Origin of the sequence: Leucobacter chromiireducens subsp. solipictus (assembly GCF_016758195.1) — a bacterium.
GTDB lineage: Bacteria > Actinomycetota > Actinomycetes > Actinomycetales > Microbacteriaceae > Leucobacter > Leucobacter solipictus.
Genome location: NZ_QYAC01000003.1, coordinates 38233 through 51300, shown reverse-complemented (window position 1 = coordinate 51300; position 13068 = coordinate 38233). Strand labels below are relative to the sequence as shown.

15 protein-coding genes are annotated in these 13068 nt (G+C 68.5%); 3 read left to right on the top strand and 12 right to left on the bottom strand.

Annotation, left to right across the window (positions count from 1 at the left end):
* Window positions 1–4 precede the first annotated feature (4 nt).
* The gene (locus tag D3230_RS06085; protein ID WP_202344144.1) at window positions 5–619 is read right to left on the bottom strand and encodes a GNAT family N-acetyltransferase; all 615 of its coding nucleotides are present in this window, start codon (window positions 617–619) and stop codon (window positions 5–7) included.
* Window positions 619–972, bottom strand: coding sequence for an ArsR/SmtB family transcription factor (locus tag D3230_RS06080; protein WP_202344143.1), 354 nt, complete (start codon window positions 970–972; stop codon window positions 619–621). The genes D3230_RS06085 and D3230_RS06080 overlap by 1 nt, the downstream gene beginning before the upstream one ends.
* 86 nt (window positions 973–1058) lie before the next feature.
* Between D3230_RS06080 and D3230_RS06075 the strand changes: the two genes are divergently transcribed.
* Entirely contained in the window at window positions 1059–2378 is a 1320-nt protein-coding gene (locus tag D3230_RS06075; protein WP_202344142.1) for an FAD-dependent oxidoreductase, read from the top strand.
* 53 nt (window positions 2379–2431) lie between these two features.
* The gene (locus tag D3230_RS16495) at window positions 2432–3109 is read left to right on the top strand and encodes an NAD(P)/FAD-dependent oxidoreductase (RefSeq protein ID WP_420029019.1); all 678 of its coding nucleotides are present in this window, start codon (window positions 2432–2434) and stop codon (window positions 3107–3109) included.
* On the opposite strand, the gene D3230_RS06065 is transcribed toward D3230_RS16495, so the two are convergent.
* Entirely contained in the window at window positions 3003–4976 is a 1974-nt protein-coding gene (locus D3230_RS06065; protein WP_202344140.1) for a heavy metal translocating P-type ATPase, read from the bottom strand. The genes D3230_RS16495 and D3230_RS06065 overlap by 107 nt on opposite strands.
* The gene (gene cmtR, locus D3230_RS06060) at window positions 4973–5347 is read right to left on the bottom strand and encodes a Cd(II)/Pb(II)-sensing metalloregulatory transcriptional regulator CmtR (RefSeq protein ID WP_202344139.1); all 375 of its coding nucleotides are present in this window, start codon (window positions 5345–5347) and stop codon (window positions 4973–4975) included. Before cmtR ends, D3230_RS06065 begins: the two co-directional genes overlap by 4 nt.
* An 81-nt stretch (window positions 5348–5428) precedes the next feature.
* Here cmtR and D3230_RS06055 point away from each other — a divergent pair, with 81 nt between their 5' ends.
* Window positions 5429–5749, top strand: coding sequence for a thioredoxin family protein (locus D3230_RS06055; protein WP_202344138.1), 321 nt, complete (start codon window positions 5429–5431; stop codon window positions 5747–5749).
* Window positions 5750–5812: 63 nt separating this feature from the next.
* Here the strand turns inward: D3230_RS06055 and D3230_RS06050 are convergent, their stop codons facing one another.
* The 8 genes from D3230_RS06050 to D3230_RS06015 form a co-directional block, all read right to left on the bottom strand.
* Window positions 5813–6229: an arsenate reductase ArsC gene (locus tag D3230_RS06050; RefSeq protein WP_202344137.1), complete on the bottom strand. Its 417-nt coding sequence runs from the start codon at window positions 6227–6229 to the stop codon at window positions 5813–5815.
* 20 nt (window positions 6230–6249) lie between these two features.
* A complete protein-coding gene (locus D3230_RS06045) occupies window positions 6250–7251 on the bottom strand; it encodes a metalloregulator ArsR/SmtB family transcription factor (RefSeq protein ID WP_202344136.1) in 1002 nt (333 codons plus the stop codon).
* Window positions 7248–8360: an ACR3 family arsenite efflux transporter gene (gene arsB / locus D3230_RS06040; protein WP_202344135.1), complete on the bottom strand. Its 1113-nt coding sequence runs from the start codon at window positions 8358–8360 to the stop codon at window positions 7248–7250. Before arsB ends, D3230_RS06045 begins: the two co-directional genes overlap by 4 nt.
* A complete protein-coding gene (gene trxA / locus D3230_RS06035) occupies window positions 8357–8683 on the bottom strand; it encodes a thioredoxin (RefSeq protein WP_202344134.1) in 327 nt (108 codons plus the stop codon). Before trxA ends, arsB begins: the two co-directional genes overlap by 4 nt.
* Window positions 8680–9654, bottom strand: a complete 975-nt coding sequence (trxB, locus tag D3230_RS06030; RefSeq protein ID WP_202344133.1) for a thioredoxin-disulfide reductase — start codon at window positions 9652–9654, stop codon at window positions 8680–8682. Before trxB ends, trxA begins: the two co-directional genes overlap by 4 nt.
* A gap of 104 nt (window positions 9655–9758) precedes the next feature.
* Entirely contained in the window at window positions 9759–11471 is a 1713-nt protein-coding gene (locus D3230_RS06025; protein ID WP_202344132.1) for a hypothetical protein, read from the bottom strand.
* A 59-nt stretch (window positions 11472–11530) separates the two neighbouring features.
* A complete protein-coding gene (locus tag D3230_RS06020) occupies window positions 11531–11857 on the bottom strand; it encodes a helix-turn-helix domain-containing protein (RefSeq protein WP_202344131.1) in 327 nt (108 codons plus the stop codon).
* A 7-nt stretch (window positions 11858–11864) separates the two neighbouring features.
* Window positions 11865–12944: a tyrosine-type recombinase/integrase gene (locus tag D3230_RS06015; protein ID WP_202344130.1), complete on the bottom strand. Its 1080-nt coding sequence runs from the start codon at window positions 12942–12944 to the stop codon at window positions 11865–11867.
* Between the last annotated feature and the right edge of the window lie 124 nt (window positions 12945–13068).

Below are 13068 nucleotides of genomic sequence, written 5' to 3'. Positions count from 1 at the left end.
AAGTTCAGGAATTCTGAAGCCGGATCGGTGTGAAGATGCGGGTTGAGGTGTCGTTGGGCGTGGTGTGAGGTTGCGTGTTCGTGGAAGATGCGCCCTCACTCTGCTCGTCGGCGTCGGGGGTGCGGCGTTCCACGAGGGTGGTGTCGCGCCAGCGGCCGGCGTGGGGTCCATACGTCATGCGGGCGATGCGCTCTCGTCGACCGACGACACGGAACCCGGCGCGTTCGTGGAGGCGCAGGCTCGCGGTGTTCTCGGGGAAGATCGACGACTGGATGGTCCAGATGCCGGCCTGATCCGCGAGATCGAGAAACGTGCTCAGGAGCTGGGTGCCGACGCGGTGCCCTGCGGCTTCGGGGTGGATGTAGATGAAGTGTTCGACGACGCCCGCGTACACCGTCCGCGCCGACACAGGAGATGCGGCAGCCCAGCCGAGGGTGCGGTCGGCGGAATCGACGGCGATGACACTGAGATGCGGGTGCTTGCCTGCGGCGAAGGCCACCCAGTCTGCGGGTGGGGCTGTTTCGAAGGTCGCGTGCCCGGTGGCGATCCCCGCCTGGTAGATCGTCGCGACGTCGGGCCAGTCGGGCTCGATCATCGGCCGGAACCGGAGCGGCTGCATCAGGCGGTGAATGCCCGTGCGGCGTTGGCGAGGGCGCCGATCGTGGGCTGGTAGTACGCCCACTTGCCGCGCTGCTCACGGGTGACGAGCCCGGCTTCGACGAGCAGCTTCATATGGTGCGACACCGTCGGTTGGGAGAGGCCGACAGGGGCGGTGAGGTCGCACACGCACATCTCCCCGCTCGCACTCGCGGTGATCAGCGAGAACAGCTTGACCCGGTTCGGGTCCCCGAGCGCTTTGAACACCTTCGCGAGCTCCAGCGCAGTCGCGTCGTCGACCATGGCGTCGACCGGAGGCGGGCAGCACGAGGCCTGCGCGGATGTCGTGTCGAGCGTCACGGGGAGAGCGGTCATGCTCCTATTCTCCATCACGTATTGACAGTTGTCGATGGGTTGGGCAGGCTTGATCCATCGAAGATTGTCAATGTGTGGAGGTTGGTATGGAACTCGTCGTCGTGATCGGGGCCGGTCCCCAGGGGCTGGCCGCTGCGGCTCATCTGCGTGAGCGCGGGCTCGAACCGCTCGTCCTGGAAGCCGGCGATGGTCCCGGGGCGGCGGTGGCTGAGTGGGGGCATGTGCGTTTGTTCTCGCCGTGGTCGGAGCTCACCGACGCCGCATCTCGTCGCCTGCTGGAGCCGTCCGGGTGGGTGGCGCCGGAGAAGGGGTATCCGACCGGGGCGCAGTGGATCGATGGCTATCTCGCCCCTCTCGCGGCAGTGCTCGGCGACCGGGTGCGGTATGGGGTGCGGGTCGTGGGCGTGGGCCGGAAGGGGCGAGATCTCTCGGTCGATGCCGGACGTGCCGAGCAGCCGTTCGTCGTGCACGTCCGCCGCACGGACGGCACGGAGGAGCGGATCGAGGCGGGCGCAGTGATCGACGCGTCGGGCACCTGGCGCACCCCGAGCCCTGCCGGAGCTGACGGCCTTCCCGCGCTGGGCGAGCGGGCCGCAGCCGATGCGGGACTCCTGGATCACCGGATGCCCGCGATCGAGGACGCCACGGGTCTGGCCGGCCGGCATGTCGTCGTGGTCGGCAACGGGCACTCTGCTGCGACCACGATCGGGATCTTGTCGCGGGTCGCGAAACGGGAGCCGGGGACGCGGATCACGTGGGTGCTGCGCCGCGGCACGGTCGGGAACACCTTCGGGGGCGGGACCGCGGACGAGCTGCCGGAGCGCGGCGCGCTGGGTCAGCGGGCGAAGCAGGCCGTCGAGGACGGATTCGTGGACCTCGTCACCGGGTTCCGCACCGACCAGGTCGTCGTCGAGAACGGGCAGGCGGTGCTCGTCGCCGAAGACGGGCGCAGGCTGGACCCGGCGGCGAAGGTGTTCGTTTCGACCGGGTTCCGGCCCGACCTGTCATTCCTGTCCGAGATCCGTCTCGATCTCGACCTGCGGCTGCAGGCGCCGGCGAGAGTCGCCGTCGAAGTGGACCCGAACCTGCACTCCTGCGGCTCGGTCCGGGCGACCGGGGCCGCGGACCTGGAGCACCCCGAGCCGGGGTTCTACATCGTCGGGGCGAAGTCCTACGGGCGCGCGCCGACGTTCCTCGCTCTGACCGGGTTCGAACAGGTCCGCAGCGTCGTCGCCGCGATCGCCGGCGACCGCGAGGGCGCCGAGCGGGTCGACCTGGTCCTCCCGGACACCGGCGTGTGCGGTGGGACGGGACTGTTCGACGCCCCGGACGAGGCCGCCAGCACGGGGTCGTGCTGTGCGCCTGCACCGCAGCTCTTCCAGCTCGGTACCAGGACGGCGGGGTGAGTCGCGGGCGCTGCTGCTCGTCGGCGGGGACCAGCCCGGCCTAGCTGCCGCCTGTGCCGGCCAGGGATCGCGGGTGGGAGCCGGTCGTGCTGGAGGCTGGCCAGGAACCGGTCGGGTCGTGGCCGGCTCGGTGTCGAAATCCGCACGAACCATCGTGTCACCGACATCAGCGCGGAGCGCACAACGGACTCGTTGCGGGGTTCGAAGACGGCGGCTGGGTGGCCAGGGAGGCAGTGATCGCGGCAATGGGTTCGTTCCGGAATCCGTGTCTGCCGCAGACCCTGGGGCGGGACGGGTTCGGGGGCCGGGTGCTGCATGTTGTCGACTACCGGTCGCGGGAGGTGTTCGCCGGTCAGCGGGTGCTGGTGATCCGGGCGGGCATTTCCGCGATCCAGGACGCCTACGAGCTCACTGAGGCCGCGAACGTGTCGCTGGTGGTGCGGGATCGGATCCGGTTCGCACCCCAGGTGATCGCGGGGCGGGACCTGCACTGGTGGCTGACGCGCACGCGCGTCGTCCTGCTGCCACCGGCGGTCTTGTACCGGATCGTCACGGGCACCCGGTTTCGGGGTGAAGTTCCAGCGGTCGTTCTCCTCGAACACGCTGCTCTAGGTTGCTGCGCAGTTACCGGATGGAGGTGGCGGCGTGCGACTGCGCAGTGGTGGTGGTGGTGTACGGGATCTGGGTGGGGCGTGTACGGGCGGCGCGGAGGCCGTTGCCGATCACGATGACCTCGGCGACTTCGTGGACGAGGACGACGGTGGCAAGGCCCAGCGTGCCGGTGATCGCGAGCGGGAGCAGCACGACGATGATCGCGAGGGACAGGACGATGTTCTGGTTGATGATCGCCCGTCCGCGTTTCGCGTGCTGCAGGGCTTGTGGGATGAGGCGCAGGTCGTGGCCGGTGAACGCGATGTCGGCGGACTCGATCGCGGCATCGGAGCCGGTGGCGCCCATCGCGATCCCGACGGTCGCTCCGGCCAGGGCGGGGGCGTCGTTGATGCCGTCGCCGATCATCGCCGTCGGCCGCTCCGTCGCGAATGCTGCGACGAGGCGGGCTTTGTCCTCGGGGCGGAGCTCGGCGTGCGTGTCGGTGATGCCGGCCTCGGCGGCAAGAGCATCTGCGGTGCGGGTGTTGTCGCCGGTGAGCATCGACACGGCCACCCCCTGTCCGGTGAGCGTGTGGACGACGTCGGGGACTTCGGGACGGAGCTCGTCGCGAACCCCGATCGCGCCGATCAGCATGTCGTCGCGGGCGACGAGGACGCAGGTCTGCCCGCCGGCCTCCATCGCCGCGACATCGGCGGCGAGCGGACCGGGGGCGATCCAGCGGGGGCTGCCCACGGTGACCCGGCGGCCGTGGATGGTTCCGGAGATGCCGTGCCCGGCCTCCTCGGCCACATCGGCCGCGGCAGGGATCTCGGATGCGGCCGTGGTGATCGCGGTCGCCAGCGGGTGGGTGGAGTGCTGCTCGATCGCCGCCGCGAGACGGAGCACCTCGGCGTCGCTCGTATCCACGTCGGGGGCGGTGACGACAGCGGTGACGGTGGGCTGGTTGCGGGTGAGGGTGCCGGTCTTGTCGACGGCGAGGCGGCGGATCGTGCCGAGGCGTTCGAACGCGGCCCCGCTCTTGATGACGACACCGAACCGGCTCGCTGCGCCGATCGCGGACACCACGGTGACGGGCACCGCGATCGCCAGCGCGCACGGGCTGGCTGCGACCAGGACGACCAGGGCGCGGGTGATCCACGTCTCCGGGTCGCCCAGGAGAGATCCGAGGACGCCGACGAGGACGGCGAGGATGATGACGCCCGGGACGAGAGGTTTCGCGATGCGGTCGGCCAGGCGCGCCCGTTCGCCCTTCTCCGCCTGGGCCTGTTCGACGAGTTCGACGATCGTGGTCAGCGAGTTGTCTGCCCCGCCTGCCGTCGTGCGCACCTCGAGCGCGCCGGCGGTGTTGATCGCCCCGGCAGACACCGCATCGCCGGGAGCGACTTCGACGGGAATCGACTCGCCGGTGATCGCCGAGGTGTCCAGACTCGACCGGCCCGACAGGACGATCCCGTCGGTCGCGACCCGCTCACCGGGCTTGACGACGAGGACCATCCCGACAGTGAGCTCGGCGGCGGGAATCTCCACCGTCGCATCGTCCCGGCGGATGGTCGCCGTGTCTGGCACGAGCTTCAACAGGGCGCGCAGGCCGCTGCGGGCATGATCCATCGCCTTGTCTTCCAAGGCTTCGGCGATCGAGTACAGGAAGGCGAGAGCGGCGGCTTCCTCGACGTAGCCGAGGACCACCGCACCGATCGCGCTGATCGTCATCAGCAGCGCGATCCCGATCTTCCGGCGTGTCACCAGAGCGCGGAGCGCGCCGGGCGCGAAGGTGTACGCGCCCAACAGCAGACCCGCCCAGAACACCCCCAGCGCCACCGTGTCCTGCCCGGACCATTCCAGGATCAGGCCGGTGAGGAACGCGAGACCGGAGAGGATCGGGATCAGGATTCCCGGATCCCGCCACCATGACCGCGACGGCTCATCCCTCTCATCCCCGACGGAGGCAGCAGGTGCGGCGTCGGGGGCGCAGCAGTCGTCGCTCACGAGGCATCCTCGTCGGCGTCGGCGGCCGTGCCGCAGCAGCCGGGCACCGAACACTCCGGGTCGATGCACGGCACCTGCTCGTCCACCGCGAGCGTCACATCCACCAGAGCCGTCAACGCCGCCGCGAGATGCGGGTCGGCGATCTCGTACCGCGCCTGCCGCCCCTCGGGCTCGGCGACCACGATCCCGCACCCGCGCAGACACGCCAGATGGTTCGACACGTTCGTGCGGGACAGCTCCAGCTCCCGGGCAAGCTTCGCCGGATACCCCGGCGCGACGAGCAGCGACAGCAGGATACGAGACCGGGTGGGATCGGCCATCGCCCGCCCGAGACGATTCATCACATCCACACGAGAAGCAAGAGTCAGCATGCACTGACCATACATCAAATGCTGACCAGTCAGCAATCGATGACCTATAGTGGGAGTGTGAACTCGGGCGAAAGGAACGCTGTGCGGATCGAAGTTTTGAGCATCGAGGACTGCCCGAACTCCCGGCTGGCCCTCGCAGAGACAGAAGCCGCCCTGGCATCGCTCGGACTTTCGGCGATCCCGGTCATCGAGCGCCGCGTGACATCACCCGCGGACGCTGCGGCGATCGCGTTCGCCGGGTCGCCGACCGTGCTCATCGACGGCGCGGATGTGATCCCCGGGACCATGCCGACCGGGAATCTCGCCTGCCGTATCTATCGCACCGAGACCGGCACGGCCGGATACCCGAGCCGGACGCAGATCGTCCACGCGATCCGTGCCCGCACGGACGCGCAGACATAGCCCTCGGCCTTCCCCGCCAACGGCCCGAGTCCGAAGCCTGCGGTCATGCCCGCGCCCGCCGGATTACGGTGCCGCTGGGGTGAGCAGGCTGTCGATCAGGGTCTGGACGCGTGTCTTGATGTCGTCGCGGATCGGACGCACGGCGTCGATGCCTTGCCCGGCGGGGTCGTCGAGCTTCCAGTCCTCGTAGCGTTTGCCGGGGAAGAACGGGCACGCGTCGCCGCAGCCCATCGTGATCACGACGTCGGAGTCCTGCACGGCCTCGGTGGTGAGGATCTTGGGCTGTTCGGCGGTGATGTCGATGCCCTCCTCAGCCATGGCCTCGACGGCGACCGGGTTGATCTGGTCGGCGGGCATCGACCCGGCCGAGCGCACCTCGACCCGGTCTGCGGCGAGGTGGCGGAGGTAGCCCGCGGCCATCTGGGAGCGGCCGGCGTTGTGGACGCAGACGAACAGCACGGAGGGCTTCTGATCGGTCATGTTCGGTTCGCTTCTTTCGTTCAGTGGGTGAGGGTGGTGAGGAGTGCGCGGACGCGGGTTTCGATGTCGTCGCGGATCGCCGCGGCCCCTTCCGGGGAGGCGAGGGCCGGGTCGCCCACGGCCCAGTCCTCGTAGCGGACCCCCGGGATGATCGGGCACACGTCGCCGCACCCCATCGTGATCACGACGTCGGCAGCGCGGACGGCGTCGTCGGTGAGCGGCTTCGGGAACGCCGTCTCCGCCTCCGGTTCGCCCTCGATCTCGGTCAGCAAAGACCGCACGTGCGGGTGCACGTCGGCCGCGGGGGTCGACCCGGCTGAGCGTGCGATGACGGTGCCGCCGGCGAGCTGGTTGACGAGGGCGGCGGCGAGCTGGGAGCGGCCGGCGTTCTGCACGCATACGAACAGCACCTGCGGCACCCCGGCTTCCCAGTTCCGGGTGAGATCGGCCAGGCGTTGCCGGGCGAACCGCTCGGTGAGCGGGATCAGGTGCCGGGTCAGCTTCGCCGAGCGGACCAGACCCGCGTAGGATTCCCGGACGATCGCGATCACGAGGTCCCGGTTCAGGCCGGTGAGCTCGTCGGCGAGTTCCTCGGCGAGACGGGTGACGCGGGCGTCCATGTCACGCAGCGCCTCAGCACGGTCCTCGGTCTGCTCCGGCTCGTCGGCCACCGCGGCCGGCGCGAACGCGTCCAGGAGAGCGGCGACGGCGCGCTGCCGGGCCGGGGCGATCCGGTACCAGACCCATGTGCCGCGCCGTTCCGACAGCAGCATCCCCGTCTCCTTGAGCACCTTGAGGTGGTGGGACACGGTCGGCTGGGACACCTCGGCAAGCTCAGCGAGGTCGCACACGCACGACTCGCCCCGCGGGTCGGTGGCGATCACGGACAACATCCGCAACCTGAGCGGGTCGGCGAGCGACTTGAGTGCGCCGGCCACGGTCGCGGCGGCATCCTGTCCGATCGCGTGCGTCGAGGACGGTGCGCACGCCTCGACGTCGGGGATGACGGTCGTGTCGGTCATGACGTCCTCGATCCGGTCGGCACAGCGGTCGGCGTGTAGGGGTCGGTGTGGAACCAGGCGCGCGCGGCCCAGAGGGAGACGTAGACGAGGCCGACGAGCACGGGCACCTCGATGAGCGGGCCGACCACGCCGGCGAGCGCCTGACCGGAGGCGGCGCCGAAGGTGCCGATCGCGACCGCGATCGCGAGCTCGAAGTTGTTGCCCGCCGCGGTGAACGCCAGCGTCGTCGACCGCGCGTACCCGAGGCCGAGGGTCTTGCCGAGCAGGAGCCCGGCGAACCACATGAGGCCGAAGTAGACGAGCAGCGGCAGTGCGATCCGGGCCACGTCGAGCGGGTTCTGGGTGATCGCGTCGCCCTGCAGCGCGAACAGCAGCACGATGGTGAACAGCAGCCCGTACAGCGCCCACGGCCCGACCCGGGGAAGGAACGTCTCCTCGTACCATTCCCGGCCTCGGCGCTTCTCACCGATCCAGCGGGACGCGAACCCGGCGATCAGCGGGACGCCGAGGAACACGAGCACGTTCAGCGCGATCTGCCACACCGAGATCTCCAGACCCTGCGTATCCAAGCCGAGCCAGCCGGGCAGGACGGTGAGGTAGAACCAGCCCAGCACGGAGAACATGACGACCTGGAACACGGAGTTGACCGCGACGAGCACCGCGGTGGCTTCGCGGTCGCCGCAGGCGAGGTCGTTCCAGATCACGACCATCGCGATGCACCGGGCCAAGCCCACGATGATGAGGCCGGTGCGGTACTCGGGGAGGTCGGGCAGGAAGATCCAGGCGAGAGCGAACATGACCGCGGGGCCCGCGATCCAGTTCAGCACGAGCGAGGAGGCGAGGAGGCGCTTGTCGCCGGTGACGGCCGCGACCTTGTCGTAGCGGACCTTCGCGAGCACCGGGTACATCATCACCAAAAGGCCCAGTCCGATGGGCACGGAGATCCCGCCGATCTCCATCGCGGACAGCGCGTCGGAGAGCGCGGGAACGAAGCGGCCCAGCAGCAGGCCCGCGACCATCGCGAGCCCGATCCACGCCGGCAGCCACTTGTCCAGCGTGGACAGCCGCTTCGGGGCCGCCGTGACGGGGGAAGTGTTCGTCTGGGTCATGCGAGCAACTCCTCGATCTTCGCAGCGTAGACGGGCTTCGGGTGCGCGCCGATCAGCACGTCCACCCGTTCCCCGGCCCGATAGAACCCGAGCGTCGGGATCGAGGTGACCCCGGCCGCGGTCACGGCCTCCGGATTCGCATCGGCGTCGACCTTCACGATCTTCACCCGGCCCGCGTACTCGGCGGCGAGTTGGTCGAGGATCGGGGCGATCGCCTTGCACGGCCCGCACCAGGACGCCCAGATATCCACCACGACCGGCAGCTCGGCCTCGATCACCTCGCTTTGGAACGTCGCGTCAGTGACATGGGTGACGGGGTTCATGCGGAGACCTCCAGAACGAGAGCCCGCTGGGCGGCGGGGGCGAGATGAGAGAGATAGTGCTGGGCGTCCTGCGCTGCGGCGCATCCGGTGCCCGCGGCCGTGATCGCCTGCCGGTACGTGTGATCGACCAGATCACCGGCCGCGAACACGCCCGGCAGGTTCGTGGCCGTCGACGGGTGCGCGACCCGCACATACCCGTCCGGATCGGTGTCAATCTGCCCGGTGATGAGCTCGGAGCGCGGGTCATGCCCGATCGCGACGAACACCCCGGTCACATCCAGCACCCGTTCGGCACCGGTGACCGTGTCCCGCAGCCGCAGCCCCGTCACACGGTCGTCACCGAGGACCTGGGCCACCTCGCTATTCCAGGCGATCTCGATCTTCGGATCGGCCAGCACCCGCTCGGCCATGATCTTCGACGCCCGGAACGCATCGCGACGGTGCACGAGCGTGACCTTCGACGCGAACCGCGTCAGGAACAGAGCCTCCTCCATCGCGGAATCCCCACCGCCGACCACCGCGATCTCCTGGTCGCGGAAAAAGAACCCGTCACACGTCGCGCACCACGAGAGGCCGTGCCCCGACAAGCGCTCCTCCTCGGGGAGGCCGAGCTTGCGGTACGCGGACCCCATCGTCAGGACCACCGCTTTCGCCCGGTAGGTCTCACCGCTGCCGGTCGTGATCGTCTTCACCGGGCCTGCCAGGTCCAGACCGGTCGCGTCATCCATCAGGATGCGCGCGCCGAACCGTTCTGCCTGCGCCCGCATCGACGCCATCAACTCCGGCCCCTGCACACCGTCGATGAAGCCAGGGAAGTTCTCCACCTCCGTCGTCGTCATCAACGCCCCACCGGCTGTCACCGATCCCGCCACCACGACCGGGGCCAGCCCCGCCCGCGCCGCGTAGATCGCCGCCGTGTACCCCGCAGGGCCAGACCCGACGATCACCAACTCCACCTCTTGCATCGACATACTTCTATATTGACACCCATCGAAACAGGTACGCAAGCCCTGAGCAGGTATCGGAGCGAGTGTTCATCCGCTGTTCAATCACGGAGTGCGCCCGGGGTGGGCGCTCAGGGGTGACTCGGCGCGGTCGGGATCGGCGGTTCGAACGGACTGGGTGGTTCGAGGATCGTGGCGGAGTAGCGCAGCGCGGTCTCGATGCCGATGCCGAAGAGGTCGCAGATGCGCCTGACGTCGCCGCCGGTCTGTTCGACTTCGTAGAGAATCCGGTCGGTGCGGAGTGCTTGCGCGGTCACGCCGGCTTTCTTCCAGGGGAAGTTCCGGCTGGGCGGTGAGAGACGGGGCGCGGTCTGGATGGTGACGAGCAGGTAGGGGTTCTTCGTCTCCGGCCAGCGTTTGGCTCGGTGGTCGAGCCAGGCAGCGAGGCGGACGAGCACGGGTTTCGCGAGCGGGATGAAGCGGCCATCAGGCATCCGTAGCCGCCCGTCGATGATATCGGTGAGCTTGATGTGCTGCACTTGCGAAGTCATCAGGGCGTGGAAGGCGACGAGTGAGACGGCCAGCGCGACCGCCGGATCAGGGTTGACCAGGGCGTCGCGGATCGCGGTGGGCTCCATCGGCAGCGGCATGTTGCGCTTGGGGCCGCGCAGCGGGATCGCTTTCGTCGGGTCGAGGAAGATCTGCTTGCGGCCGCGCAGAATCGTGAACAGGCTGCGGAAGCCGAGCATCATGGTGTGACGGGGCGAGGGATCGTCGGGAAGCGCGGCGAGGATGTCCTCGGTGTCGATGCCGACGAGGCTGGTGCGTCCGCCTTCGACCCAGCGGGTGATCGCGGGGAGGATGCCATACATCTGGCCCTTGACGGTCATCGTGTCGCGGGGCTGGCGGCGCGGCGGGGTCTTGGAGCCGTCGACCATGATGTCGCGCCAGAGCTCGAGCTGGGAACGCATCGGCTCGGGAAGGGCGTGGGTCTTGCGTTCGAAGAGCTTGGTGAACGAGGGCACGCGGTCATCGATGAGGAGACCTGCGTCTTCGAGGACTTCGATGGTGGAGCGGATGTTGCCATCGTCGTCGTATGAGCGCATCGCGAGGATATCCGAGGCGCGGAAGCGCAGATTCGCGCCGGGGAACACGAGCTGCAGGACTTTCAGGGTGCGCCGGACCTGGTTGGTCTGTCGCTTGCTCCAGGCGTATTCGCCGGCTCGGGCGTAGAGGAAGTGATCGGTGCGGGAGGTGATATCGCGCAGCCGGATCTCGTTGGAGCGCTGCCGGAGCAGTTCGGGGTCAGGGTCGATGTGGAACAGCACCGGCTGGTAGCTGGTGGGAATCGGCGGCGGGGTGTTGATGACCCGGATCGCTTCGCTGATGCTCATCGCCATCGGCAGGTGGAGTTCGGCCGGCCGGCGCGAGTCGTTCATCGAGGCGAGGAAGAGCTGCTGGCCGTACTTGTCGGCCGCGTCGAGGTCGAGGGGCTCACCGGGCGACTGGTGGTAACGGGCGGTTTCGAGGCAAAGGCGGCAGTAGCCCTGCTCGCCGATGGTGACCTCGCGATGGCAGGAGACGCATTCGCCCTGCGGGTAGTGGGTGAACCACCAGCGGCATTTCCAGCAGCGCCAGTTGCGCCCACGGTAGACGCCCCAGGCCAGGCAGTCACGGCAGGAGCCGGTGAAGCCTGGGCTGCCGGGGTGGCAGTGGGCGCAGAGCCCTTGACTGTAATACTCGGTCGACCCGCACATGCTACAGGTCGGCGGGGTGAACGGGCCGCCAGGGATGCAGTCGTAGCAGAAGTCGATGCGGGGTGTGAGCCACGCGGCTGGCTTCACTCCGCACCCCGTGCAGGGCAGCGGCGGACTCAGAGGTCCGTTCGGGCCGCGCGCTGGGCTCATAACGGCGGAGCCGGCCGATCATTCTTCGGTCCGAACCGGGGCGTGACGATGTTCGGGCCCCCGTTCGCTTCCTGCTGCTTGGCGCCCGGTTTACGAGCGGTGACCTTCTCTGGTTCGGGCACGAGCAAGTCGGTCGGTGAGCAGTCGAGGACGTGGCAGATGACGTCGAGGTCGTCCAGGCGGATCGTGGTCGGGTTGCCCGTCCATAGCCCGGACATCTTGCCGACGCTGATCTCCAGCCCCGCATCGGCGAGCATCCGTCGCAGCTCTGCCGACTTCCAGATGCCGCGTTCGGCGGCTTGGACGCGCAGGTTCCATTTCATCGTGTCACTACATCCCTTCGAATCGGGTCTCCAGGCGCTGGTTCGCCTGCCTCCACGAGTCCTCGATGTGCTGGTCCGAGACGTGGATGTACTGCGTCGTGGTCGACAGCCACTGGTGGCCGAGCAGTTCTTGCAGGGCCTTCAAGTCCATGCCGGCCAGATACAGCGATGACGCACAGTAGTGCCGGAGCACATGGGGCGTCATTCGCCCGTCGGCCCAGGCAGGTAGGAACCGCTCAGTGGCCAGGGCGAGGCCGCGTCGGAGCACATCGTCGCTGGCTCGCCACGAGCGGCCGAGCTCGTGATCGAACCGTTCGGACGGGATCATCGGGGCGTCCGGGTTGTCCCAATCGGGGCCGAAGCGGTGTCGCACATCGCCGAGCCACCAGTCGATGAGCTTGTCCGCGCCATTGATCGCAGGCACCAGCCGTTGCTTCGACCCGCGGCCGCGCGAGCCCTTCCCGAACCGGACATGCAACTTGCCAAGCGCGCCGAGATCGGGTCGCCAATCACGAAGGTCGAGCTTCGTGCTCTCAGTGATACGCACCCCGACCCGTCGCCAGAGTGATGCGGCGAAGTAGTTCCTGGCAGCGGGCAGGTAACGCCGTTCGTTTTGAAGGGAGGCTGCCCAGCCGCCGAAGAGCCGATCGATCTCCGCATCCGATGGCGGCACCCTGACCTTGCCCAGCGATGCGCCGGACTGTCGGTTGTACTCGTCGACGGGCTGCTCGATCACCCACTCGGTCAGCGCGTTGATATCGCCCTGGTAGCGGGCAATGGCGAAGTCGTAGAACTGCGCGATCACCCCAACCTTGCTCGCACGGGTCGTGACCGCGAGACCTGCCCGGCGCAGCCCGGCAAGGAAAGCGTCCGCGTCGGAAGGCCTCGCCTGCCAGAGTGGGGCATCGAGGTGGTGCCGGAACTCAAAGACGACTGCTCTGGACTGCGCAATGTAGCTGTCACTGAGTCCCGCTGCGGCCATCGCGAGGGCGTACTGGTCGATGATCTCCTGCTCGAAGTCCGCAGCATCTTCCTCAGACCGCCACCCCCTGGCAGTCCCGATGCTCCGCAACGCGGCGAGCTTCATCGCCTCGCAGCTTCAGGAATCGTGACCATGCATCAAGAATACCGCGAAAGCTTCAGGAATCATGATGATTTGTCAGGATTCCTGACCACCGAGGGGTCCAGCTCGGGGGCTGGGGAGACGCACC

Bases quoted from the DNA above. Each gene is read 5' to 3' on its own strand.
- D3230_RS06050 (WP_202344137.1), bottom strand. From the start codon at position 6,229: ATGACCGATCAGAAGCCCTCCGTGCTGTTCGTCTGCGTCCACAACGCC.
- trxA (WP_202344134.1), bottom strand. From the start codon at position 8,683: ATGAACCCCGTCACCCATGTCACTGACGCGACGTTCCAAAGCGAGGTG.
- cmtR (WP_202344139.1), bottom strand. From the start codon at position 5,347: ATGCTGACTCTTGCTTCTCGTGTGGATGTGATGAATCGTCTCGGGCGG.
- trxB (WP_202344133.1), bottom strand. From the start codon at position 9,654: ATGTCGATGCAAGAGGTGGAGTTGGTGATCGTCGGGTCTGGCCCTGCG.
- D3230_RS06020 (WP_202344131.1), bottom strand. From the start codon at position 11,857: ATGAAATGGAACCTGCGCGTCCAAGCCGCCGAACGCGGCATCTGGAAG.
- D3230_RS06075 (WP_202344142.1), top strand. From the start codon at position 1,059: ATGGAACTCGTCGTCGTGATCGGGGCCGGTCCCCAGGGGCTGGCCGCT.
- D3230_RS06015 (WP_202344130.1), bottom strand. From the start codon at position 12,944: ATGAAGCTCGCCGCGTTGCGGAGCATCGGGACTGCCAGGGGGTGGCGG.
- D3230_RS06085 (WP_202344144.1), bottom strand. From the start codon at position 619: ATGCAGCCGCTCCGGTTCCGGCCGATGATCGAGCCCGACTGGCCCGAC.
- D3230_RS06045 (WP_202344136.1), bottom strand. From the start codon at position 7,251: ATGACCGACACGACCGTCATCCCCGACGTCGAGGCGTGCGCACCGTCC.
- D3230_RS06080 (WP_202344143.1), bottom strand. From the start codon at position 972: ATGACCGCTCTCCCCGTGACGCTCGACACGACATCCGCGCAGGCCTCG.
- arsB (WP_202344135.1), bottom strand. From the start codon at position 8,360: ATGACCCAGACGAACACTTCCCCCGTCACGGCGGCCCCGAAGCGGCTG.